The organism is Type-A symbiont of Plautia stali (assembly GCF_059731155.1).
The window spans coordinates 1,880,962-1,903,483 of sequence record NZ_AP035891.1; the positions used below are offsets into that span (position 1 = coordinate 1,880,962).

Annotated in this window: 17 protein-coding genes, 1 tRNA gene and 7 pseudogenes; 9 read left to right on the forward strand and 16 right to left on the reverse strand. The window is 57.6% G+C overall.

The genetic code is table 11. The annotated features are described in order from the left end of the window. Nucleotides 1-132 precede the first annotated feature (132 nt). From modF to gpmA, 5 genes and pseudogenes are all read left to right on the forward strand, one after another. Nucleotides 133-962 (forward strand): annotated as a pseudogene (gene modF, locus AC6I8M_RS10025) (molybdate ABC transporter ATP-binding protein ModF); the annotation flags it as partial. A 262-nt stretch (nucleotides 963-1,224) separates the two neighbouring features. After that, complete coding sequence (gene galT, locus AC6I8M_RS10030) at nucleotides 1,225-2,268, forward strand: galactose-1-phosphate uridylyltransferase (protein ID WP_010616016.1); 1,044 nt, start codon at nucleotides 1,225-1,227, stop codon at nucleotides 2,266-2,268. Continuing rightward, entirely contained in the window at nucleotides 2,269-3,417 is a 1,149-nt protein-coding gene (galK, locus tag AC6I8M_RS10035) for a galactokinase (RefSeq protein WP_010616015.1), read from the forward strand. Continuing rightward, entirely contained in the window at nucleotides 3,411-4,445 is a 1,035-nt protein-coding gene (gene galM / locus AC6I8M_RS10040; RefSeq protein ID WP_010616014.1) for a galactose-1-epimerase, read from the forward strand. The genes galK and galM overlap by 7 nt, the downstream gene beginning before the upstream one ends. Nucleotides 4,446-4,598: 153 nt before the next feature. Next, nucleotides 4,599-5,351, forward strand: coding sequence for a 2,3-diphosphoglycerate-dependent phosphoglycerate mutase (gene gpmA, locus AC6I8M_RS10045; protein WP_010616013.1), 753 nt, complete (start codon nucleotides 4,599-4,601; stop codon nucleotides 5,349-5,351). 63 nt (nucleotides 5,352-5,414) lie between these two features. On the opposite strand, the pseudogene aroG reads toward gpmA, so the two are convergent. Then, nucleotides 5,415-6,467: pseudogene (gene aroG / locus AC6I8M_RS10050) on the reverse strand (3-deoxy-7-phosphoheptulonate synthase AroG). 297 nt (nucleotides 6,468-6,764) lie between these two features. On the opposite strand from aroG, the gene AC6I8M_RS10055 reads away from it, so the two are divergent. The 3 genes and pseudogenes from AC6I8M_RS10055 to AC6I8M_RS10065 form a co-directional block, all read left to right on the forward strand. Then, the gene (locus tag AC6I8M_RS10055) at nucleotides 6,765-7,121 is read left to right on the forward strand and encodes a YbgS-like family protein (RefSeq protein ID WP_010616012.1); all 357 of its coding nucleotides are present in this window, start codon (nucleotides 6,765-6,767) and stop codon (nucleotides 7,119-7,121) included. 103 nt (nucleotides 7,122-7,224) lie between these two features. Next, nucleotides 7,225-7,809, forward strand: a complete 585-nt coding sequence (locus AC6I8M_RS10060) for a response regulator transcription factor (protein WP_010616011.1) — start codon at nucleotides 7,225-7,227, stop codon at nucleotides 7,807-7,809. A 464-nt stretch (nucleotides 7,810-8,273) separates the two neighbouring features. Continuing rightward, nucleotides 8,274-8,951 (forward strand): annotated as a pseudogene (locus AC6I8M_RS10065) (cation diffusion facilitator family transporter); the annotation flags it as partial. Nucleotides 8,952-8,964: 13 nt separating this feature from the next. Here the strand turns inward: AC6I8M_RS10065 and pnuC are convergent. The 3 genes and pseudogenes from pnuC to AC6I8M_RS10080 all read right to left on the reverse strand — a co-directional run. After that, nucleotides 8,965-9,678, reverse strand: a pseudogene (pnuC, locus tag AC6I8M_RS10070) (nicotinamide riboside transporter PnuC); the annotation flags it as partial. After that, nucleotides 9,678-10,769, reverse strand: a complete 1,092-nt coding sequence (gene nadA, locus AC6I8M_RS10075) for a quinolinate synthase NadA (RefSeq protein WP_022547466.1) — start codon at nucleotides 10,767-10,769, stop codon at nucleotides 9,678-9,680. The gene nadA and the pseudogene pnuC, both read right to left, overlap by 1 nt. Before the next feature lie 126 nt (nucleotides 10,770-10,895). After that, on the reverse strand, nucleotides 10,896-11,411 hold the full coding sequence (locus AC6I8M_RS10080; RefSeq protein ID WP_058948682.1) for a methylated-DNA--[protein]-cysteine S-methyltransferase: 516 nt from the start codon (nucleotides 11,409-11,411) through the stop codon (nucleotides 10,896-10,898). Between the two features lie 158 nt (nucleotides 11,412-11,569). Between AC6I8M_RS10080 and AC6I8M_RS10085 the strand changes: the two are divergent. Further along, a pseudogene (locus tag AC6I8M_RS10085) lies at nucleotides 11,570-13,039 on the forward strand (AlkA N-terminal domain-containing protein). Between the two features lie 365 nt (nucleotides 13,040-13,404). On the opposite strand, the gene AC6I8M_RS10090 reads toward AC6I8M_RS10085, so the two are convergent. The 12 genes and pseudogenes from AC6I8M_RS10090 to cydA all read right to left on the reverse strand — a co-directional run bounded on the left by AC6I8M_RS10090 (nucleotide 13,405) and on the right by cydA (nucleotide 22,452). Continuing rightward, nucleotides 13,405-13,480 (reverse strand) — tRNA-Lys (locus AC6I8M_RS10090). Nucleotides 13,481-13,646: 166 nt separating this feature from the next. Then, nucleotides 13,647-14,438: a cell division protein CpoB gene (gene cpoB / locus AC6I8M_RS10095; RefSeq protein WP_022547463.1), complete on the reverse strand. Its 792-nt coding sequence runs from the start codon at nucleotides 14,436-14,438 to the stop codon at nucleotides 13,647-13,649. A 9-nt stretch (nucleotides 14,439-14,447) separates the two neighbouring features. Continuing rightward, nucleotides 14,448-14,966, reverse strand: a complete 519-nt coding sequence (gene pal / locus AC6I8M_RS10100) for a peptidoglycan-associated lipoprotein Pal (RefSeq protein WP_010616005.1) — start codon at nucleotides 14,964-14,966, stop codon at nucleotides 14,448-14,450. A gap of 64 nt (nucleotides 14,967-15,030) precedes the next feature. Continuing rightward, entirely contained in the window at nucleotides 15,031-16,326 is a 1,296-nt protein-coding gene (tolB, locus tag AC6I8M_RS10105) for a Tol-Pal system beta propeller repeat protein TolB (RefSeq protein WP_010616004.1), read from the reverse strand. A gap of 116 nt (nucleotides 16,327-16,442) precedes the next feature. Further along, nucleotides 16,443-17,579 (reverse strand): cell envelope integrity protein TolA, encoded by a 1,137-nt coding sequence (gene tolA, locus AC6I8M_RS10110; protein WP_010616003.1) that lies wholly within the window; start codon nucleotides 17,577-17,579, stop codon nucleotides 16,443-16,445. Nucleotides 17,580-17,604: 25 nt separating this feature from the next. Then, nucleotides 17,605-18,033 (reverse strand): colicin uptake protein TolR, encoded by a 429-nt coding sequence (gene tolR / locus AC6I8M_RS10115; RefSeq protein ID WP_010616002.1) that lies wholly within the window; start codon nucleotides 18,031-18,033, stop codon nucleotides 17,605-17,607. 13 nt (nucleotides 18,034-18,046) lie between these two features. Beyond that, nucleotides 18,047-18,733 carry a Tol-Pal system protein TolQ gene (gene tolQ, locus AC6I8M_RS10120; RefSeq protein ID WP_010616001.1) on the reverse strand — a complete coding sequence of 229 codons (687 nt, stop codon included), beginning with the start codon at nucleotides 18,731-18,733 and terminating at the stop codon, nucleotides 18,047-18,049. Further along, the gene (ybgC, locus tag AC6I8M_RS10125) at nucleotides 18,730-19,152 is read right to left on the reverse strand and encodes a tol-pal system-associated acyl-CoA thioesterase (RefSeq protein ID WP_168714917.1); all 423 of its coding nucleotides are present in this window, start codon (nucleotides 19,150-19,152) and stop codon (nucleotides 18,730-18,732) included. The genes tolQ and ybgC overlap by 4 nt, the downstream gene beginning before the upstream one ends. 177 nt (nucleotides 19,153-19,329) lie before the next feature. Continuing rightward, nucleotides 19,330-19,623, reverse strand: coding sequence for a cyd operon protein YbgE (ybgE, locus tag AC6I8M_RS10130; protein ID WP_010615999.1), 294 nt, complete (start codon nucleotides 19,621-19,623; stop codon nucleotides 19,330-19,332). Beyond that, nucleotides 19,623-19,736: a cytochrome bd-I oxidase subunit CydX gene (gene cydX, locus AC6I8M_RS10135; RefSeq protein ID WP_010615998.1), complete on the reverse strand. Its 114-nt coding sequence runs from the start codon at nucleotides 19,734-19,736 to the stop codon at nucleotides 19,623-19,625. The genes ybgE and cydX overlap by 1 nt, the downstream gene beginning before the upstream one ends. Before the next feature lie 15 nt (nucleotides 19,737-19,751). Further along, nucleotides 19,752-20,869 (reverse strand): annotated as a pseudogene (cydB, locus tag AC6I8M_RS10140) (cytochrome d ubiquinol oxidase subunit II). 11 nt (nucleotides 20,870-20,880) lie between these two features. Beyond that, nucleotides 20,881-22,452, reverse strand: a pseudogene (cydA, locus tag AC6I8M_RS10145) (cytochrome ubiquinol oxidase subunit I). Between the last annotated feature and the right edge of the window lie 70 nt (nucleotides 22,453-22,522).

Sequence of the window (22,522 nt, forward strand, 5' to 3'; positions counted from 1 at the left end):
CATGGCCTCATTGCAAATTTCGCAAGGCATATTTCACCTGAGCGATACCCGTACCCTGACCCTGCCGGACTTAACCCTGCACAGCGGCGAAAGCTGGGCATTTGTCGGTGCCAACGGCAGCGGTAAATCTTCGCTGGCGCGCGCCAGGCGATTCTCGCCGAAGCGCTGGTGGCGCAGCTGGCGCACAGTGAACGCCTGCAGGGCATGGCGCTGCCGGAGCCGGACCAGCCGGATCAGCTGCCACAGCTGGCGGCAGATGCGCCGCGCGTTATTCTGCGCAACGGCGTGGTGTCGTATAACGATCACGCGGTGATCGACGGCCTGAACTGGCAGGTTAATCCCGGCGAGCACTGGCAGATCACTGGCCCCAACGGGGCGGGTAAATCGACCCTGCTCAGCCTGATCACCGGCGATCATCCGCAGGGCTATAGCAACGATTTGACGCTGTTTGGTATTCGCCGCGGCAGCGGTGAAACCATCTGGGACATCAAGCAGCATATCGGTTACGTCAGCAGCAGCCTGCATCTGGATTACCGCGTCAGCTGTAACGTGCGTACGGTGATCCTCTCAGGCTTTTTTGATTCGATCGGTCTGTATCAGGCGGTATCGGATCGGCAGAAAGCGCTGGCGCGCCAGTGGCTGGCGCTGCTTGGCATGGACAATGCGCTGGCCGATGCGCCGTTTCATAGCCTGTCGTGGGGCCACAGCAGCGGCTGGTGCTGATTGCGCGCGCGCTGGTGAAGCACCCGACGCTGTTAATCCTGGATGAGCCGCTGCAGGGGCTCGATCCAATTAATCGCCAGCTGCTGCGCCGCTTTGTTGATGTGCTGATCGGCGAAGGCCGCACCCAGCTGATGTTTGTTTCCCACCACGCCGAAGACGCGCCGCAGTGCATCACTCACCGCCTGAGTTTTGTAAAACAGGGCGCGGGGTATGCTTATCAGCAGAAGGCGTTGCGTTAGTTTTCATTCATGAGCGGGTCGTCATCCATGGCGGCCCGGCGGCAACAGTACGCACCTGACCGATTTCTTCAACTAGAAATGTAATCGCTACCACTATCCTGCCGGATTATTCAGCAAACGCTGCGCATAAATCCACAAAATTAGAATCGTCACCTTGTGTAAACGATACCATTTATCCAGACTGGATCACGCTTTCAGCGCCACCGTTATGCTACATTGAAGGCAGTGATTTTCTTCTGTTTGCCGATTACCAGGACTTGTTATGCTAAAATTTAACCCGGTCGATTATCCGCATCGCCGCTATAACCCGTTGATCGATCAATGGGTGCTGGTGTCACCGCATCGCGCCAAACGTCCGTGGCAGGGTGCGCAGGAGACGCCGGCGCTGGAGCAACTGCCCGCACACGATCCGGACTGCTTCCTGTGCGCCGGTAACACCCGTATCACCGGCGACAAAAATCCCGATTACAAAAGCACTTACGTATTCATTAATGACTTCGCCGCGCTGATGACCGATACGCCGGACGCGCCGCAGAGCGACGATGTGCTGATGCGCTGTGAAGGCGCGCGCGGTACCAGCCGGGTGATCTGCTTCTCGCCGGATCACAGCAAAACCCTGCCCGAACTGCCGCTGCACAACTTGCAGGATATCGTGCGTACCTGGCAGGAGCAGACTGCTGAACTCGGCCAGCACTATCCGTGGGTGCAGGTGTTTGAAAACAAAGGCGCAGCCATGGGCTGCTCGAATCCGCATCCGCACGGTCAGGTGTGGGCCAACAGTTTTCTGCCGAATGAAGCGCAAAAAGAGGATGACAACCAGCGCCGCTACTTCGCGGATAAAGGTACGCCGCTGCTGGTGGATTACGCAGCGCGCGAACTGCAGGACGGCAGCCGTACCGTGGTTGAAACCGAACACTGGCTGGCGGTGGTGCCGTGGTGGGCAGCCTGGCCGTTTGAAACCCTGCTGCTGCCTAAAACGCACGTGAAACGTATTACCGATCTCAGCGAGGCGCAGCGCACCGATCTGGCGCTGGCGCTCAAGCAGCTCACCAGCCGTTACGATAATCTGTTCCAGTGCTCTTTCCCCTATTCGATGGGCTGGCACGGCGCGCCATTCAACGGCGAAGCCAACGATCACTGGCAGCTACACGCGCACTTCTATCCCCCGCTGCTGCGCTCCGCGACGGTACGAAAATTTATGGTTGGCTACGAGATGCTGGCCGAGACCCAACGTGATTTAACGGCGGAACAGGCAGCAGAACGTCTGCGCTCTGTCAGCGCTATCCATTTCCGCGAGGAACAATAAATGTCTTTAAAATCGATCACTCAACAGGTTTTCGCTGACACCTTCGGCTACGCGCCGAGCCACAGCATTCAGGCACCGGGCCGGGTGAACCTGATCGGCGAGCATACCGATTACAACGACGGCTTCGTGCTGCCCTGCGCTATCGATTATCAGACCGTGATTGCCTGCGCCCGACGCGACGATCGCCAGGTGCGCGTGGTGGCAGTCGATTACGACAATCAGCAGGATAGCTTCTCGCTGGATGCGCCGATTGAGCCGCTCAGCGAACCGATGTGGGCCAATTACGTGCGCGGCGTGGTGAAACATCTACAGCAGCGCGACGCCAGCTTTGGCGGCGTGGATATGGTGATCAGTGGCAATGTGCCGCAGGGTGCCGGTCTCAGCTCGTCCGCCTCGCTGGAAGTGGCGGTGGGCACCGTGTTCCAGCAGCTGTATCAGCTGAAGCTCGACGGCGCAGCGATAGCCGTTAACGGGCAGGAAGCGGAGAACCAGTTTGTTGGCTGCAACTGCGGCATCATGGATCAGCTGATTTCAGCGCTCGGCCAGCAGGATCACGCCATGCTGCTGGACTGCCGCACGCTGGGCACGCGTGCCGTATCCATGCCGGAGGATGTCGCGGTAGTGATCATCAACTCGAACTTCCGCCGTAATCTGGTGAGCAGCGAATACAATACCCGCCGCGAGCAGTGCGAAACCGGTGCGCGCTTCTTCAACAAAAAGGCGCTGCGCGATGTGACGCTGGAGGAGTTTGAGGCGGCAGCGCATCAGCCCGATCCGCTGGTGGCTAAACGCGTGCGCCACGTGATTACCGAAAATGCCCGTACGCTGGAAGCCGCGGACGCGCTGAGCAACGGCGATCTGCAACGCATGGGTGAGCTAATGGCGGCCTCACACGCCTCAATGCGCGATGATTTTGAGATCACCGTCGCGCCCATCGACCAACTGGTAGAGATCGTCAAAGTGGAAATCGGCCCGCGCGGCGGCGTACGTATGACCGGCGGCGGCTTCGGCGGCTGTATTGTGGCCCTGATGCCAACCGATCTGGTTGATCAGGTGAAAACGGCGGTGGCGCAGCAGTACGAAGCGCAGGTCGGCATTAAAGAGACCTTTTACGTGTGCAAAGCCTCAGCAGGAGCCGGCCAATGGTAAGCGACGTCAACTCTCATGCGCCTGACGGCCAGCCGTGGCGCATCACCGTGCTGCGCAACCGCAATGGCATGGTCGCCACGTTTATGGACTGGGGCGCCATCTGGCTGTTGGCGCGCGTGCCGATGCAGGACGGCAGCGTGCGCGAAGCGCTGCTCGGCTGCGCCACGCCGTCCGACTATCTGCATCAGGATGCTTATCTCGGTGCCACCATCGGGCGTTACGCGAACCGCATTGCCTTCGCTGAGCTGAAGCCGCTTAACCGGCTGCTGGCGGCCAATCAGGGTCCACACCAGCTGCACGGCGGGCCGCAGGGTTTCGACAAGCGCCGCTGGCAGATTCACAGCCAGAGCGACAGCGAAGTGCACTATCGTATTGATTCGCCGGATGGCGACCAGGGCTATCCCGGCAATCTGATTGCCAATGTGATTTATCAGCTCGATGACGATAACTGCCTGTCGATTCGCTATGAAGCGCAGACCGATCAGGCCTGTCCGGTCAACCTGACCAACCATGCTTACTTCAACCTTGATGCGCATCATGGCGACGCGCGCCAGCATCGCTTACAACTGCAGGCCGATCGTTATCTGCCGGTGGACAGCGCGGGCATTCCCAATGCGCCGCTGAAAGCGGTGGACGGCACCAGTTTTGATTTCCGCCAGCCGAAACGCGTGGCGGATGAGTTCCTGGCCGACGACGATCAGCGCGCGGTGAAAGGTTACGATCACGCGTTTCTGCTCACCACCGCCGGTGACAGCAGCCAGCCTGCTGCGCAGCTGTGGTCAGCGGACGACAAACTTAGCGTGAGCGTGTTCACCGCCGCGCCGGCGCTGCAGTTCTACTCCGGCAACTATCTGGAGGGGACGCGCGCCCGTGAACAGGGCAGCTATACTGCTTTCCAGGGCATCGCTCTGGAGAGTGAGTTTTTACCGGATTCGCCCAACCATAGCGAGTGGCCGCAGCCTGATTGCTGGCTGCAGCCCGGCGACACATGGCACTCTGTGACGCGTTATCGCTTCACCCCGCATTAAGCGCCGGTTGAAAAACGCGCACTGTGGTGCCGACAGGCTTACGCCGTGCGCTGTTTCCGCTATGGTATGGCGCTATCAGTGTGCCGCTGAAATCAGCGGCCGCAGCCGGTTTCTATCATCATCGAAACATTAAGCATTAAGGAGTAAAAAGCTATGGCCGTAACTAAGCTGGTTCTGGTGCGCCACGGCGAAAGCCAGTGGAATCAGGAAAACCGCTTCACCGGATGGTACGACGTGGATCTGTCCGACAAGGGTCGCACCGAAGCCAAAGCAGCCGGTCAGCTGCTGAAAAAAGAAGGTTTCGTGTTTGATTTTGCCTACACCTCAGTGCTGAAGCGTGCCATCCACACTCTGTGGAACGTGCTGGATGAGCTGGATCAGGCCTGGCTGCCGGTCGAGAAAACCTGGCGTCTGAACGAGCGTCACTACGGTGCGCTGCAGGGTCTGGACAAAGCGGAAACCGCCGCCAAATACGGCGACGATCAGGTGAAACAGTGGCGCCGTGGCTTTGCCGTTACGCCGCCAGAGCTGGATCGTAACGACGAGCGTTTCCCGGGCCACGACCCGCGCTACAAATCACTGACCGACGCGCAGCTGCCGACCACCGAAAGCCTGGCACTGACCATCGATCGTGTTATCCCATTCTGGAACGAGAGCATTCTGCCGCGCATCAAGAGCGGTGAGAAAGTGATCGTTGCCGCGCACGGTAACTCACTGCGCGCGCTGGTGAAATACCTCGATAACATGAGCGAAGATGAGATCCTCGAACTGAACATCCCAACCGGCGTACCGCTGGTGTATGAGTTCGACGAGAACTTCAAGCCAATCAAACATTACTATCTGGGTGATGCCGACGAGATCGCGGCAAAAGCCGCCGCCGTTGCTAATCAGGGTAAAGCGAAGTAAGTTCACGCTGAAACGCAAAAGGCCAGACGCGAGTCTGGCCTTTTTTTATGCCGTGCGCTGCCGTTAGCCGCGACGGGTTTTGATCTCCTGCGCCAGCTGACGCAGTGCTTTTTCCGTGTCGTCCCAGCCTATACAGGCGTCAGTAACGCTCTGGCCGAACACCAGCGGTTTGCCGCTGTCGAGGCTCTGGTTGCCTTCCACCAGGTGACTCTCAATCATCACGCCGGTAATCGCCTGCTCGCCGCCGGCAATCTGCTGCGCCACGTCTGCGGCCACCACCATCTGACGCTGGAACTGCTTGCTGCTGTTGGCGTGACTGAAGTCGATCATCACCTGCGGACGCAGGCCCGCTTTTTCCAGCCCGGTTTTCACCACCGCAACGTGTTACTGTAGTTTGGCTCTTTGCCGCCGCGCAGAATGATGTGGCAATCTTAATTACCGCTGGTTTCGACAATCGCCGAATGACCATATTTGGTGACTGACAGGAAACAGTGCGGCGCGCTGGCAGCGCCGATTGCATCGATCGCCACTTTGATGGTGCCGTCGGTGCCGTTTTTGAAGCCGACCTGACAGGAGAGTCCGGAGGAGAGCTCGCGTTGCACCTGCGATTCGGTGGTACGCGCACCAATGGCGCCCCAGCTCATCAAATCCGCCATGTATTGCGGGGTGATCATGTCGAGGAACTCACCGGCAGCCGGCAGTCCGGTGTCGTTGATATCCACCAGCAGCTTACGCGCTAGGCGCAGGCCGTCGTTAATCTGGAAGCTACCGTCCATGTAAGGATCGTTGATCAGCCCTTTCCAGCCCACCGTGGTACGCGGTTTTTCAAAGTACACACGCATGACCACTTCCAGCTCACCCTTCAGCTCCTCACGCAACGTCAGCAGGCGAGCGGCATACTCTTTTGCCGCCTACGTATCGTGGATGGAGCATGGCCCAATCCCCACCAGCAGGCGGTCATCTTCACCGTGCAGAATGCGGTGAATGGCCGGCCTGGCGGGCCTGGGCAACGGTTTGAGCAGCGTTATCGGTGGCGGGGAATTTTTCCAGCAGCGCAACAGGGGGCAGTAACTCTTTGATCTCTCTGATGCGTAAATCGTCGTTCTGGTAATCCATACTTATTCCATTCAAATTTCTGGCCCTGCGTACGCCGGGCGCAACCCGTCCAATGTATCCCTTCAGGCACCAGGTGTAAATTATGTCCTGTGCACAAATGGCTCGCTCAGATTTGCATTTATTCGTTTCTGAACTAAGTTTTTTAAACGTAAGCACTGAGGAATGAAGTGCTTTCGCTATTTATATTCATGCCGAACACTCATGACGGAATTAAATTCCGTCGCGGCACGCTTTTTTCGTCAAACAGCACCAGCGGGTGTCACGCGGCAACTATCCATTTATTACAGGAGCATAATGATGAATAAGTTTGCATTGATTTTTCTGACGGCAGCGATGACTTTAGGCAGCGGTGCAGCACTGGCTGCGGATAACAACAACGGCCAGGCGAATGCGTCAGCAGAAGCCGGCGCAGCCGCGGGCGGCGCGAAAGAGAATCTGCCGCCAAATAATGTCGATAATAGCAACATTAATAATGGCAGCATGAACACCAACGGCGCTGCGACTTCTGATACCAGCTCCGGTAATATGTCGGCCAGCCAGGAACACAAAAATACCATGTGTAAAGATGGTCGCTGCCCGGATATGAACAAGAAAGTTGAAACTAAGGAAGGCTGTGGTCACGTCAAACACAAAACTGACGGCACCACACAGTAATCCACGCGGAGCGTGATGTAGGGCGAGCTTCGGCTCGCCCTGTTGTTTTTCCCCTGCCCTATTTCCGCTATGCTAACGCTATGAAATTCACAGGAACTGTTTCATGGCTGCACTGCTGCTTATCGATGATCCCCCCTTAGTTGAAGTCGCGCTGGAAGCTGCCTGCCTCAACGCCCCCATTCCATTACAGCTCTACGCCGCCGGTGATGAAGCCCAGGCGCGCCAGCTGCTGCAACAGCATCACATTGACCTGATTGTGCTGGATATCGGCCTGCCGGATAGCGATGGTCTGGAGCTTTTGCGCCGTCTGCGCGCGCGCCATCAGCAGTGTCCGGTGCTGATTTACTCGGCCCAGCAGAACCGCCACACGCTGCTCAGCGCCGCCTCGCTCGGGGCTGCCGGCTATGTGGTGAAGAGTCAAAGCATGGCGCAGCTGCTGAGCGCCATTCTGGCGGTGCTGGGCGGCCAGCAGGCGTTTCCGCCGCTGCCGGAGCGCATTGCGCTACCGCTCACGGAGAAAGAGCAGCAGATTGTAGCGCTGCTGGTGCGCGGGCTGTCGAATATCCAGATTGGCGAACAGCTGCACATCAGCAATAAAACCGTCAGCACACACAAGAAAAATATCCTGGAGAAGACCGGCGTGCAGTCGGTGGTCGAGCTGGCAGAACTGTGGAAAGCTCAGCAGTGAAACGCTGGCTGCTGCTGTTTGCTCTGTTTTTCAGTCTGCTGGCGCGCGCCGGATTGCAGCCCGCCAGCAGCGTGATGCTGCCCGCCATGATGCCCGCGCCGCACGCCGAGCCGTGGCCGGGACCAGTGCTGCGCGTGGCGGTGCCGGCGCAAAACAGCGCGCCCTGGGCGATGCGCATCGGCGATCGCATCTGGGGCATTGATGCCGACTATCTCAGCGCCCTCAGCCAGCTGAGCGGCAGCACATTCAGCCTGCACGGTTATCCTGACTTTGCCGCACAGCTGGCGGCGCTGCAGCGCGGCGACGTGGATATGGTGTTGAGCACCCGTCAGCGCGATCTGCCCGCCGGGGTGCTGACCAGCGATAGCTGGTTCACCAGCCCGATGTGCATCTACCGCAATCGCGACAACCAGCGCGCGGTGATGTTCAACAGTGACAACGCTCAGCTGACCATCGCCGCCGACACGCTGGCAGCGTTTGTGAACGCGATCGCGCTGCTGGTGATTACAGTCCTGATCGTCTGTGAAGCGCTGCGCCGTTTTTACCAGCCCGAGCCGATTGAAGGCGGCCTGATGCTGGGCATCGCCATTGCCGGCCTGCTGGCGAATCTGCTGTCGTTCTGGCTGCTACACCGCGGCAGCGAAGAGAAGAATCTCAACGTACGTGCCGCCGCGCTGCACGTGCTGGGCGATCTGCTCGGTTCGGTGGGCGCAATCGTGGCGGCGGTGATCATCATGCTGACCGGCTGGACGCCGATCGATCCGATTCTGTCGCTGCTGGTGGTGCGCAGCGGCTGGGCGCTGCTGCGCGAAAGCCTGCACGAGCTGCTGGAAGGCGCACCGACGCATATCGACGTGGATAAGCTGGCGCGGGCGCTGACGCGTCACATTGATGAAGTGCGCAATGTGCATCATGTGCATGTGTGGCAGGTGGGCGAAAAGCCGGTGCTGACGCTGCACGTGCAGATGATTCCGCCGTACGATCACGACGGCCTGCTGCGACGTATTCATCAGTATCTGCACCAGCATTATCAGATTGCCCATGCTACGGTGCAGATGGAGTATCAGCCCTGCGTCGGCCCGGACTGCGAGTTATGCCTAGGGAGCAGCAACCAGCACGAGCACGCGTCACTGGAAGGCCACGCACCACCACTAGGGACAGGGCGCGCGAACCCTGTTCCCGTGCACTCTGCATCCACAGGCGCGTGCCGTTTAGCGCGATCAGCGTCAGAATGGCGTACTCCAGTACCATGGCATACACGCCCTGACGCGCAAAGATCATGACGCTGATAACGTTGATCACCACCCACAGCAGCCAGTTCTCGACGTATTTGCGCGTCATCAGGATCATCGCCACAATCGATAGCACCATCATGCAGGAATCCCAGAACGGGAAGGCATCCGGCTGCAGCTGCGGCATCACCACATTAAGGCCGAGCGACTGCATCAGACCCACCGCGGTGCGCGTGAGGAAAGCAAATACCGGGTCGATATAGCGCGTCATCAGCGCAATGGCGATCACGCAGGCGGCACCCCAGCCGATGGCTTTCGGCAGCGGCAGCCAGCGGATTTTCAGCGCCGCTTCATGGCTGCTGGTCTGCCGGCTCCACGCGTACCAGCCGTACACGTTGGCGACAAAGAAGAACAGCTGCAGCAGCAGGCTGGCATACAGCTGAATCTGAAAGAAAATCACCGCAAACAGCGTGACGTTAATCAGACCAAACAGGTAGTTGATAATTTTTTCCTGACTGGCGAGCCAGATACACAGCAGGCCGGCCAGCGTACCGATCGCCTCAATCCATGACAGATCGTAGCCGCCGATGCCAATCGGAATGTGAACCAGAATATTGTGTGTGCTAAAGAAGTCCATCATCTGCACCTGTATGAAAACCGCCTCAGGCTCAGGCGTTCCTTTTCAGCGTAATTGAGTTGTGCTGCAAAGTCTAGCATGCGGTTGAGCGGCAGCAACGCTGCCTTGCGCAGTGCCGCATCGACGTGAATTTCATGCTGCGCGCCGCCGTGTGCCAGCCCTTCAGCGATGGCCTGCAGGCCATTCATCGCCATCCACGGGCAGTGTGCGCAGCTGCGGCAGGTCGCCCCTTCGCCCGCGGTGGGCGCTTCCAGTAACTCTTTATCCGGTACCGCCTGCTGCATTTTGTAAAAGATGCCGCGATCGGTCGCCACAATCATCTGCGGATGCGGCAGCGTTTTGACGGCCTGAATCAGCTGGCTGGTGGAACCTACCGCATCGGCCAGTTCGACAATCGCCTGCGGTGACTCCGGGTGCACCAGCACCGCCGCGTCAGGATAGAGCGCTTTCATGCGCTGCAGCGCCTGGGTTTTGAACTCATCATGCACGATGCAGGCGCCCTGCCAGCACAGCACATCAGCGCCGGTTTGCTGCGTAACGTAGCGGCCCAGATGGCGGTCGGGTGCCCAGATGATTTTCTCACCGCGACTGTCGAGGTGTTCAATCAGCTCAACCGCAATGCTGGAAGTCACCACCCAATCGGCGCGTGCTTTTACCGCCGCCGACGTGTTGGCATACACCACCACGGTCCGATCCGGATGCGCATCGCAGAAGCGGTTAAATTCGTCAATCGGGCAACCGAGGTCAAGCGAGCACTCCGCCTGCAGCGTGGGCATCAGCACGGTTTTTTCCGGGCTAAGGATTTTGGCGGTTTCGCCCATGAAACGGACGCCGGCCACCAGCAGCGTTTGCGCCGGATGCTGGCTGCCAAAGCGCGCCATCTCGAGGGAATCCGCCACGCAGCCGCCGGTCTCTTCGGCCAGCGCCTGGATTTCCGGATCGGTGTAGTAATGCGCCACCATCACCGCATCGCGTGCTTTGAGCAGGCGTTTAATTTCTTCGATGTAACCGGCTTTTTCCTGCGGGCTGAGGCGCGCCGGTTTCGGCGGGAAGGGATAAATGGCGCTTTCAGCATCAAACATTGCACTCATGACACGGCTCTCGTTTTATCGATTTAACAAAATTGCCCATCAGGACGATGATGCGGCATTAAATCCGCCATCGTGTTTTATATGCTAAACACAATAGCGGATTACACCGAGCCTGTCGTGTGATTTTTATGCGGGAAGTACCAGCTGCGCGCCGGCCTGCGCCTGTTGTGGGCTTTCCAGTTCGAGCAGAAACGCTTTTACCACCAGGCCGCCAGCAAAGCCGGTGAGCTTACCGTTGCTGCCGATAACGCGATGACAGGGTGCCATGATCGACAACGGATTTTTACCGTTGGCAGCCCCAACGGCACGTACCGCTTTCGGGTTGCCGATCTGCTCCGCGATTTGCAGATAGCTGCGGGTTTCACCAAACGGAATGGTGAGCAGCGCCTGCCAGACCTTTTTCTGAAACGCAGTGCCGACTGTGTCGTACGGCATGTCAAACTGCTGACGCTCGCCGGCAAAGTACTGGCGCAGCTGACGCTCGGCCTCACAGAGAATCGGATGCTGATCGTTGCGCGCGATCGGTTTCAGCGGCACGCGCTGCGCGCCTTCGTTTTCCCATAAAATGGCTGACAGACCGCGATCCGTGGCGATGAGCGTCAGTTCTCCGACGGGCGTGGTAATGATTTTAGCGTGATACATGGTGCACCTCCGGCATGGGCTATACGGATGATTATCGCACTTTTGCGCGGCGAAACTGGCTGTTTTCGGCCATGAGCTTAAACTGGTTAGCTGTCCGAAAGCAGCCAGTTTTCCATCTGCACCTGCGCGACGATGGTGTTTATTTGCCGGAGACGATGATGTTTGATCCTGAAATTGCCTATCAGGCGCTGACGGCGCGCGACAGCCGTTTCGACGGGGTATTTTTTGTCGGCGTGACCTCCACCGGTATTTACTGCCGTCCGATCTGTCCCGTGAAAGCGCCGATGCAGAAGAACTGCCTGTTTTTCACCAGTGCCGAAGCAGCTGAAAAGGCGCACTTTCGCCCCTGTCTGCGCTGCCGTCCCGAGCTGGCACCCGGTTCGGCGCCGGTCGATAGCCATCATCGCATCGCCGACCGGCTGATTCGTCGTATCGAAGAAGGCTTACTGGAAGAACAGGATACACTGGCTGAGATCGCCAGCGAGTTTGACCTGAGTGAACGCCAGCTAAGACGGGTGATTCAGCAGGAGCTGGGCGTGTCGCCGCTTGAACTGCGGCAAACCCGGCGTATGCTACTGGCGAAGCAACTACTGACTGAAACCGCATTGCCGGTGACCGAAATTGCCTATGCCTGCGGTTTTCGTAGTCTGCGCCGTTTTAACGACGTGTTCCAGGCTCGCTGTCGCATGACGCCATCGCGTCTGCGTAAGCAGATTCAGACGAAAGCCCTGAATGGTGAGCAGGAGAGCGCCGAACTGCGCCTCAGCTACCGGCCTCCTAATGACTGGGACGCCATCCTCGATTTTCTGCAACAGCGCGTGATGAAGCAAGTCGAGTGGGTCAGCGAGGGCGTTTATCATCTTACTGTGGCGCTTGGTCAGTGTCGTGGCTGGGTGCGCATAAGCCATTTGCCGGAAAAGCAGGCCCTGAAGGTGCAATTTACCACCACACTGACGCCGGTGCTGCCTGCCCTGCTGCGCCGCTTGCGCGATCTGTTTGATCTGGATGCCCAGCCACAGCGCATCAGCGAGCAGCTCAGCCAGGATCCGCTATTAGCTGCGAGTGTCTGGCACGCTATCCCGGCTTACGCGTTCCTAGTGCCTTTTGACGGCTTCGAACTGGCGGTCCGCGCCATCCTCGGCCAGCAGGTGACGGTGAAAGCCGCGACGACGCTGAGCAGTCGCGTGGCGGAACGTTTTGGCGCGCCCCTCACCACGCCGTGGCCTGCGCTCTCCTGCTTACCGCCAGAGGCCGAATCACTGGCTACTGCCACCCTGGATGATATCGCCAGCCTCGGCATTGTGATCGCCCGCGCGCAGGCGATCCAGGCACAGGCCGAGGCCTGCGCCTCAGGAGCGCTGCGCTTCAATGGCGCGGTTAATCCGGACGTGGTACAGCAGCAGTTGCTGACGCTGAAGGGTGTTGGGCCGTGGACGGCGAGTTATATCGCCATGCGCGCCCTGCGCTGGCCGGATGCCTTCCCGAAAGAGGACATTGCGATCCGCAATAATCTCGGCGGCGTGAGCGCAAAGGTCGCAGAGCAGATGTCGCAGGTGTGGCGCCCGTGGCGCAGTTACGCGGTGCTGCATATCTGGAAGAGCCTGACGCCGGATAAGGTAAAAAAGTAGATCAGCTCGAAACCTTGCAGCCAGCCGAAAGGACGGGTCTGTTCCGTCTTCTTTGAGCATAGGTGCGATTATCTAAAGCAATGACAAGGCTTGAGGGCCAGTTAAGGCGGGAGCGGAAGGAGCGAAGCATCCGAGCCATGGACAAAAATGCCGGGAGCATTTTTGAACAACACGCAGTGTTGCCCGCTTGCGGGTGAGCCTCAGGGATGAGGCGAATACTCGCGAGGCCGATCCACAGGGATGTGAGGTTCCTTTGCGATCCGCCCCGCCTTATCTGGCCGGTGCACAACCTCAAAGCAACCCATCTAACACCATAAAAACGTAAAAAAGCAAAAAGGCGCCTTTAGGGCGCCTTTGTACATAACTGGTGGGTCGTGCAGGATTCGAACCTGCGACCAATTGATTAAAAGTCAACTGCTCTACCAACTGAGCTAACGACCCATCTTCAGTGCTGCCGATACTTGTTAAGATATGTCCCAGCAACGGCGGCATATATTACTGATTTAGCGGGAGGGCGCAACCCTTATTTTCCGCTAAATGTCTCAACTGCTTACCTTTCATGCGGCAAGACCAGAAATCAGACGAAATCCGGTCTTAACTGTAGCAATTACATCGCAGCGAGCCGTTTTTGTGCCTGCTTAGCAGACTCAGAGTTAGGGAACTGTTTGATCACCTGCTGGTAGACCGCTTTCGCTTTCGCTGTGTCGTTCTTCTCCTGCATGATCACCCCAACCTTAAACAGCGCTTCCGCCGCTTTTGGCGATTTCGGGTAGTTTTTAACTACAGTGGCAAAATAGTAGGCCGCATCGTCCTTTTTGCCTTTGTTGTAAAACAATTGACCCAGCCAGTAATTGGCATTCGGCTGATAGGTGGAGTCCGGATACTTCTTCACCCACGCCTGCAGCGCAGTAATCGATTGGTCGTACTGTTTCTTCTCAAGAATCAGCGCGACGGCAGCATTGTAATCGGTGTTGGCATCGCCGGTTTGTGCGGGTGCAGCGGCAGCCGTATTGCTGCTCCCCGCATCAGCGTTTCCCGCTGCGGCACCGGCTACTGCATCCGCACCACCGCTGGCCTGCGCACCATTACTGCTGCTCAGACTGTCGATCTGCTGATAAAGCTGCTTCTGCCGCTCAATCACCTGATTAAGCTGATAACTGTTCTGCTGGATCTGCCCGCGCAGCGAATCGATATCGCTTTGGTTATCACTCATCTGCTGCTGCAACTGCTGCAGAAGCTGAGCCTGGGCATTGGAGATACGTTCAAGAGTGGTGACACGGTCTTCGACCGAGCCTGAGCCAACGCTACTGATTGACGCTTGGGCATTAGCGGCCCAGGGGGCCGCTACGCCAACCAGTAACGACAGACTCAACAGATGAAGTCTGAAGTTACTAATCATGTGATTCTCTTAGTAAACCAGTACGGCACGACGGTTTTTAGCGTAAGCCGCTTCGTCGTGGCCCAGTACAGCAGGTTTCTCTTTACCGTAAGATACGATAGACATCTGGTGAGCAGACACGCCTTTACCCTGCAGGTACATTTTAACGGCGTTAGCACGACGCTCGCCTAGGGCGATGTTGTACTCTGGGGTGCCGCGCTCATCCGCGTGACCTTCGATGGTCACTTTGTAAGATGGGTTACTGCGCAGGAAAGCGGCGTGCTGATCCAGCATCTGAGCGTATTCAGACTGCACGTCATACTTGTCCAGACCGAAGTAAACGATGTTGTTCTGCTGCAGCTGCTGCATCTGCAGACGCGCCTGCTCGTCAGAAGACATGTTGCCGTTCTGGCCAGCGCCAGCGCCGTATGCACCGTCAGCACCCATACCGGTCTGATCGTTGTTGTTGTTTTTGTGAGAGCTACATGCAGCTACCGCGATAACCGGCAGAGCCAGCATCAAACCCTTCAGCACTTTGTTCAGTTGCATTTCTTTATCCTATTATTTTGTTTGCCATACATTTTACTCCCCCGACAGGCGAGGGAGCGATGCATCACAGATACGGCGACCAGGCAGGGAATTTGCCCTGTCCATCAGTTGCCGGAAGACGCGCTTTGAAACGCCCATCGGTTGAAACCAACTGCAACACGGAACCCATCCCCTGAGTAGAGCTATAGATTACCATCGTGCCGTTAGGAGCCAGACTTGGCGTCTCATCCAGGAACGTGTCCGTTATGGTCTGAACGGCTCCCGTTTCCAGATCCTGTTTGGCGACGTGCTGCGCGCCACCGGCGCTGCTGATCATCACCATCGTTTTACCGTCAGATGACACATCCGCATCCTGGTTCTGAGCCCCTTCCCAGGTAATGCGCTGTGGCGTTCCGCCGTTAACGTTAACTTTGTAAATCTGTGGCGCACCGGCCTGATCCGAAGTGTAAGCCAGCGTCTGGCTGTCCGGGAACCAGGTAGGTTCGGTGCTGTTGTAGCGGCCATCGGTCACCTGACGCGTCTGACCGGAGGCCAGATCTATCACGTACAGGTTCAGGCTACCGGTTTTTGACAGGGCGAAGGCCAGCTTAGAGCCGTCCGGCGAGAAGGCCGGCGCACCGTTGTGACGCGGATAAGAAGCCACCTGACGGATAGCGCCGTTGGCCAGCGTCTGCACCACCAGCGCCGATTTACCGCTTTCGAAGGTCACGTAAGCCACTTTGCTGCCGTCTGGCGACCAGGCCGGTGACATCAGCGGCTGTGGCGAACGGTGTACCACAAACTGGTTGTAACCATCGTAGTCAGACACGCGCAGCTCGTACGGGAACTGACCGCCGTTGGTCTGCACCACATAGGCGATACGGGTACGGAACGCGCCTTTAATACCGGTCAGCTTCTCAAACACTTCATCGCTGGCGGTATGCGCTGCATAGCGCAGCCACTGTTTGGTGACTTTGTAGGAGTTCTGCGCCAGCACGGTACCCGGTGCGCCACCGGTATCCACCAGCTGATAAGCCACCTGGTAGCTGCCATCGGCGTTCGGCGTAACCTGCCCGACGACCACGGCATCAATACCCAGTGCGCTCCACGCGGCAGGCTGGACTTCCTGTGCGCTGGTCGGCTGCTGTGGCAGACGAGAGCGATCCAGCGGGTTGAACTTACCGCTGTTACGTAAGTCTGCTGCGACGATGCCACCAATATCTTCGGGTGCAGCGCCCGGACCGGCCCACTGGAACGGCACCACACCAATTGGGCGTGCGGTATTCACGCCCTGCGTAATTTCAATGCGTACTTCCGCGTGCAGCATCGCTGCCCACAGCAGTACAAAAAAACCTAAGGTTACACGAAGTGCCTGCTTCATCTTATCTCCCTTATCTGAACCTGAGTTCATGATAATTCGCACAGTTCCTGAAAAAACACGAGTACTCATAGAGTACGGCAAGCTAACCTTAGTTCAACCTGCCGTACGTTACTGCATTATTCTGGTTTGAAACGCATCGGTGCGTTCTTAAACACTTCATATACGGCCTGCGAAGGCGGCTTCGGAATGCGTGCCTGCTTCGCTGCGGTAATCGCCGCCTGGCATAGCGCCGGATCGCCGCCCTCAGCTTTCACATCAATCAGCAAACCATCCGGTGCCAGTTTAATCCGCAGATCGCAGCTTTTGCCGCGATACAGATCGGCATCGTAGAAGCGGCTCTGAATCGCACTGGTGATCTGACCCAGATACGCATTCACTTCAGCACCTGAGGCACCCGCCTTCTTCTGATTGCCCTGACCTGCCGCCGAGCCACCACCGGACGCGGCGCCACTTTTCGGTACATTCTTACCGGAAGAGAGACCGCCTAACAGATCATCCACATCGCTCTCGTTCTTCGCCGCTTCGGCAACTGCTTTCTTCTTCGCATCGGCGGCGGCTTTAGCTTTCGCCGCCGCATCCGCTTTGGCTTTGGCTGCTGCCTCAGCTTTCTCTTTGGCTTCCTGTGCGGCTTTGGCTTTCGCATCTGCCGCGGCCTGGGCTTTGGCTTCTGCCTCCGCTTTGGCTTTCGCCTGCTGCGCGGCTTTCTCTTTCGCCGCTTCGGCTGCGGCGGCTTTGGCCTGCTCTTCCGCTTTCTTCTTCGCGTCGGCAGCGGCCTTCGCCTGAGCATCCGCCTGCGCTTTGGCATCGGCTTTGGCTTTCGCTGCGGCCGCTTCTGCTGCTTTCTGCTGCTCCTGCGCCTGCTTCGCTGCTGCTTCGGCCGCCTTCTGCTGCTCTGCCTGCTGCTTCGCCTGCTCTTTGGCTTCCTGCTGCACCTGCAGACGCTCTTTTTCCAGCTCTTTCAGCCGCTGCTGTTCAGCGGCCTGCTTCTGCTGCAACTCTTCCGCCTGCTTCTGGCGCTGCTGCTCGGCGCGCTGACTGTCACTCTGCTGATTCTGCTGACGGTTATACTGCTCAACCACCGCGCCAGGATCGACCATCACCGCGTCGATATCACTGCCGCCACCGCCGCCGCTGGCTTCGATATGTTCGTTAAACGAGCTCCAAATCAGCAGGGCGATCAGCACGATGTGCAGAATCACCGAAATGATTATCGCGCGTTTTAACTTCTCGTTCTGCTCGGTTGCCTTCGACACTCTCGGTTCCCAAAAACGGTTCGCGTTAAATCGGCTGCGTCATCAAACCGACGGATTTCACGCCAGCCTGATGCAACAGGTTCAGCGCCTTGATGATTTCGTCGTAAGGCACATCTTTCGCCCCACTAATCAGGAAGACCGTCTTCGGATTGGCTTCAATACGGCGCTGCGCTTCGCTTACCACCTGCTCCGGCGGCAGCTGCGTCACACGATCGTGATCCACCACCAGGCTGTACTGCCCTACCCCGGCCACTTCCACGATCACCGGCGGATTATCGTCGCTGGAAACGGTTTTCGAGTCAGTCGCATCCGGCAGGTCCACTTCCACGCTCTGCGTAATAATCGGCGCGGTTGCCATAAAGATGAGCAGCAACACCACCAGCACGTCCAGCAGCGGAACAATGTTGATTTCCGACTTAAGGTCGCAACGCCCGCGACCACGGGTTCTGGCCATCGTTAACCTCGACTTACTTGCTGTTGTCGGTAGAGAAAGCCTGACGATGCAGGATGGCCGTGAACTCTTCCATAAAGTTGTCGTAGCCCTGCTCCAGCTTGTTCACGCGCTGGTTCAGACGGTTATACGCCATAACGGCAGGAATGGCCGCGAACAGACCGATTGCGGTGGCGATCAGCGCTTCGGCGATACCGGGCGCAACCATTTGCAGCGTGGCCTGTTTTACCGCACCCAGTGCGATGAAGGCATGCATGATCCCCCACACCGTACCAAACAGACCGATATACGGGCTGATGGAACCGACGGTGCCAAGGAATGGGATATGATTTTCCAGCGCTTCCAGTTCACGGTTCATCGAGATGCGCATGGCGCGACCGGCCCCTTCGACCACCGCTTCCGGCGCATGGCTGTTGGCGCGGTGCAGGCGGGCAAACTCTTTAAAGCCAGAGTAGAAAATCTGTTCAGACCCGCTCAGCTCGTCACGGCGCGCTTGGCTCTCCTGATAAAGACGCGACAGCTCGATACCGGACCAGAATTTGTCCTCGAACGCCTCGGCCTCACGCCCCGCCGCGTTAAGAATGCGGGTGCGCTGAATGATAATTGCCCAGGAGGCAATAGAAAAGCCGATCAAAATCAACATGATAAGTTTGACCAGAAGGCTTGCCTTCAGGAACAAATCAAGAACGTTCATGTCAGTCACTGCTTGAACTCCGCGACAATAGACTTGGGAAGCGCAATCGGCTTCATTAGATGTGGGTTGATGCAGGCAATCAGGACGTCTGCTTCATTGAGCACTTTGCCTTCAGCATTCACGATACGCTGCGAGAACGTCATGGTTGCGCGCGTCATTGCTGTCACTTCGCTCTGGATCTCCAGAAGGTCGTCGAGACGTGCCGCGGCAATAAAGTCCACCGTCATGCGCCGTACCACAAAAGCCACCTGCTCTTCCAACAGGGCCTGTTGATTGAAATGGTGCTGTCGCAACATCTCGGTACGTGCTCGTTCATAAAAAGCAAGATAGCTGGCGTGGTAAACCACACCACCGGCGTCAGTGTCTTCGTAATAGACCCGAACCGGCCAGCGAAACAGCGTTGTACTCACTCTACATCCCGGTCTCATTTTAAATGTTGCTACTATACGCAAGTGAGATCGGCTTGGGAATGGTCCGCCAGAGCCAGGAGAAAATAATTATCAGACGTTAACAACTGGAAGGATTTTTGGGAGATTTCCTGACCAACCGCTGACAAAAACTCACGTCAGCAGCGGAAAAACAGCCCTTGCGGGCTGAGACAGAACTTAATGGTAGAACCAGTAAATTCCCAGCGCCAGTACGATCAGCGCCGGCAGCGGGGCAAACAGCGCCTGCCAGCGTGCACGCAGTGGCCGGAAACCCGTGCCGTGAATCACGCCGCTGCACACCGCCCAGATTAACAATAATCCGTGCCAGATGGCGAGCTCACTGGTGCGTGCGGCAAAGCGCGCCGGCTGCCAGATGACGCATCCGGCCAGCCACAGCGCCAGAATCAGTGAAAGGGCCCGCAGCGGGCCCTTATCCATCAGACGATACAGCGTCTGTATCAGGCTGCGCATCAGAGCTTGTCGTCCTGCGCGCCGCCCTCTTCCACATGCTCGATCGCCAGTGCCGTGACCACGCCAAACGCACAGGCCAGTAAGGTGCCAAGAATCCAGGCAAAATACCACATGCTCAATCTCCTCAATCAGTACAGGGAGTGCATATTGCGCTCAATGTGTTCTTTGGTGATACGGCCATACATTTTGTAGTAACACCAGCTGGTGTAAGCCAGAATAATCGACACAGAGATGATGGCTGCCACGGTCATGATCTGCAGCGTCAGCAGGCTGGAGGTCGCGTCCCACATGGTCAGGCTGGTGCCTGGCACGGTGCTGGATGGCATGATGAACGGGAACAACGCAATGCCAGCCGTCATAATGACGCACGCCAGCGTCAGCGAAGAGAAGATAAACGCCCATGCGCCCTTCTCCATGCGCGAACACAGGATGGTCAGCAGCGGCAGCAGCGCGCCCAGCAGCGGGAACAGCCACAGCACCGGCATCTGCTCAAAATTGACCAGCCAGGCACCGGCTTCACGCACCACGTCTTTACCCAGCGGGTTAGACGCCGCGTGATGATCGATAGTGCTTTTCAGCACATAGCCATCAATGCCGTACTTCACCCACACGCCGGCCAGTACAAAGCCCACTAGCATCACCAGCGCGCTGATTTGCGCCGCCGTGCGGGAACGCAGGTGCAGTTCGCCGCTGGTGCGCATCTGCAGGTAAGTCGCGCCCTGGGCCAGAATTATCGCGACGCTGATCACCCCAGCCAGCAGGCCAAACGGATTAAGCAGCTGGAAGAAATTACCGGTGTAGAACAGGCGCAGGTACTCATCAGCATGGAACGGCACACCCTGCAGCAGGTTACCGAACGCCACGCCAATCACAAGCGGCGGCACAAAGCTGCCAATGAAGATGCCCCAGTCCCAGGCACCGCGCCAGCGCATATCTTCAATCTTCGACCGGTAATCAAAGTCGACCGGACGGAAGAACAGCGAGGCCAGCACCAGAATCATCGCCACGTAGAAACCGGAGAACGCGGCGGCATAAACCATTGGCCAGGCGGCGAACAGCGCCCCGCCGGCAGTGATCAGCCAGACCTGGTTACCGTCCCAGTGCTGCTGTTAATCATGATGCGACGTTCGGTATCGGTACGACCGAGAATGCGGGTCAGCATTCCCACACCCATATCGAAACCGTCGGTGACGGCAAAACCGATCAGCAGCCACCAGACAAAACGCAACACTTCATAGTCAAACATGGTCGCTCTCCTTATCCGCGCGCCGGTTGAGTAACAGCTTGCACTGTTTCATGGTGATAGCGGCCGGTTTTCAGGCTGCTTGGACCAAGGCGGGCGAATTTGAACATCAGATACATCTCGGCCACTAGGAACACGGTATACAGGCCGCAGATCAGGATCATCGAGAACAGCAGATCGCCGACGGTCAGCGACGAGTTGGCCACTGCGGTTGGCAGTACCTCACCAATCGCCCACGGCTGACGGCCATATTCAGCGACAAACCAGCCGGCTTCGACGGCAATCCACGGCAGTGGAATACCGTACAGCGCCGCTTTCAGCAGCCAGCGATTCTTACCGATGCGGTTACGAATCACGCTCAAGAACGACAGCGCAATGATGCCCAGTAGCAGCACGCCACACAGCACCATGATGCGGAAGGAGAAATAGAGCGGTGCCACGCGCGGAATGGAATCCTGCGTTGCCTGCTGGATTTGCGCTTCCGTGGCGTTCGCCACGTCCGGGGTATAACGCTTGAGCAGCAGACCGTAGCCGAGATCCTGTTTATGCGTCTCAAACTCACTGCGCACCGCCGGATCTTTACTGCCGGCACGCAGCTCGTTCAGCAGCGCATAGGCTTTCATACCATTACGGATGCGCACTTCATGCTGCGCCAGCAGATCTTTCAGGCCGGTGACCGGCGTATCGACAGAACGGATGGCGATCAGGCCAAGCAGATACGGGATCTGGATGGCGTACTTGTTCTCCTGCGTCGCCTGATCCGGTACGCCAAACAGCGTAAAGGCCGCCGGCGCCGGCTGGGTTTCCCATTCGGCTTCGATGGCGGCCAGCTTGGTTTTCTGCACGTCGCCCATTTCATAGCCGGATTCGTCACCCAGCACGATGACCGACAGCACGGCAGCCATACCGAAGCTGGCAGCGATAGCAAAGGAGCGTTTGGCAAACGCGATGTCACGCCCTTTCAGCAGATACCAGGCGCTGATGCCCAGAATGAACATCGCACCGGTGGTGTAGCCCGCGGCCACGGTATGCACAAATTTCACCTGCGCCACCGGGTTCAGCACCAGCTCGGAGAAGCTCACCATCTCCATACGCATGGTTTCGAAATTGAATTCGGAGGCGATCGGGTTCTGCATCCAGCCGTTCGCCACCAGGATCCACAGCGCGGACATGTTCGAGCCGAGTGCCACCAGCTAGGTCACCGCCAGGTGCTGCACTTTACCAAGGCGATCCCAGCCGAAGAAGAACAGGCCGACAAAGGTGGATTCAAGGAAGAACGCCATCAGGCCTTCGATGGCCAGCGGCGCACCGAAGATATCGCCGACGTAGTGGGAGTAATAAGACCAGTTGGTACCGAACTGAAATTCCATGGTCAGGCCGGTGGCCACACCCAGCGCAAAGTTGATACCAAACAACTTGCCCCAGAATTTGGTCATATCTTTATAAATCTGTTTTCCCGATAGGACATAGACCGTTTCCATGATTGCCAGCAAAAACGCCATACCGAGCGTTAAGGGCACGAACAGGAAATGGTACATCGCCGTCAGGGCAAACTGTAAACGCGACAGCTCGACAATATCTAACATGATGACTCCTTGCTCCTCGCATGAACTCATCCTGCGAATAACAACCACAAACAGCGGGCAGTGCGATGCA